This window comes from Lactococcus sp. DD01 (assembly GCF_001578715.1).
Lineage (GTDB): Bacteria > Bacillota > Bacilli > Lactobacillales > Streptococcaceae > Lactococcus > Lactococcus petauri.
In genome coordinates this window covers 1-1,606 of the sequence record NZ_KQ968949.1, presented here as the reverse complement: position 1 = coordinate 1,606, position 1,606 = coordinate 1, and the positions used below count along the sequence as shown (strand labels likewise).

General features: G+C 38.2%; 1 protein-coding gene. It reads left to right on the top strand.

Annotated features, from left to right (window positions below; genetic code table 11):
• Positions 1 to 57 precede the first annotated feature (57 nt).
• Positions 58 to 1,512 carry an IS1182 family transposase gene (locus tag LACDD01_RS11230; protein WP_061415328.1) on the top strand — a complete coding sequence of 485 codons (1,455 nt, stop codon included), beginning with the start codon at positions 58 to 60 and terminating at the stop codon, positions 1,510 to 1,512.
• Positions 1,513 to 1,606: the final 94 nt, after the last annotated feature.

Here is a 1,606-nt window from a genome sequence, read left to right as displayed (position 1 = left end):
GGCTGCTGAAAAACGATAAGATTTCATGATCTTATCGTTTTTCTATATAATAAAGATATGCTCAAACGTCAAGAAGAATTACTCCTAAGTCCTTATCTGGCTCTCTTTGATATTCTTGTCCCCAAAGACCATGAATTGCGCCAGTTAAAAGAACTGGATGATTTTCAATTCATCTATGAGGAGTTGAAAGATAAATACGACTCTAGTCAAGGTCGAAAAGCCATTTCTCCCATTCAAATGTTCAAATGGTTACTTTTAAAACAAATGTATAACCTGTCTGACCGCGATTTGGTCAAACGGGCTTTTTCAGATATGGCATTCAAATTTTTCTTGGATATTGCGCCAGAAGCTCCTGTCATTGATAGCTCTACATTGACAAAATTCCGCCGTCTTCGTTTAGAAGACAAGAATTTTCTTGACCTCTTGGTAGGGAAATCCGTTGAGATTGCCTTACGTGAGAAAGTGGTAAAAAGCAGAACGATTATCGTGGATGCCACGCATACAAAATCTCGCTTCAATCAAAAATCCCCTGTAGAAATGCTTCGTGAAACCTCTAAAAAACTTCGTCGTGAAGTCTATCAAGTCAAACCCGATATGAAAAATAAATTTCCTAAAAAACCTACGGGGTCTGATTTAGAGGAAGAAAAAGCCTATACAAAACAGCTCCTTGAAGTCATAGACACAGCGCCCGTTTTCTCTATTGGTAAAATTAATGAGCGTCGTAATTTATTGGAAGAGAAGCTGGACGATGTCAATTTTGCAAGTCAAGAGTGTTTTGATGAGGATGCGAAGACGGGACATAAAACAGCGAACACTTCATTTTTAGGCTACAAATCACATATTGCCATGACCGAAGACCGTATCATTACCGCAGTCACAATCACCAGTGGTGAAAAAGCAGATGGGAAATATTTAACAGAACTGGTGGAGAAAACAATTGAAAATGGGATTGAAGTAGACGGTGCAACTGGAGATATGGCTTACGCCTCTAAAGCTAATCTAGAATATTTTGAGGAAAGGAAACTTCCGCTTTATGCCAAATTGAATCCCATTATTTCTCAAGGACAAGTGAGAAATGAATTTGAATACAACAAAGATGCAGGCTTATTTCAATGCCCTGCAGGACACTTAGCCACGCGGAAGGCACGCGGGGGAAAGAAGAATTCCCAATCTAACCAAGTGACGACTTATTATTTTGATATTGAGAAATGTAAAGTTTGTCCACTACAAGAAGGTTGTTATAGATTTGGTGCAAAGAGTAAGACTTATAGTGTATCTCTTTTATCTGACAGGCACCAAGCTCAAAAAGATTTTCAGGAAACGACTGCTTTTAAGTCCAAAATGAAAGAGCGCTATAAGATTGAAGCTAAGAATGCGGAACTTAAAAATCGACATGGCTATGATGTCGCCCAATCCAAGGGCTTTTTCGGTATGGACATTCAAGGTGCCACGAGCATATTCATGGTGAATTTGAAGCGAATAATCACTTTAAAGAAGGAAAATAAGGAGTAAGAAGTGCAAAAAGCAATCAAAAATCATCAAGAAATCAAATTCTTGATGATTTTTTTCTGCTTATTTTAGGAGAGGGATACTTTTTCAGCAGCCT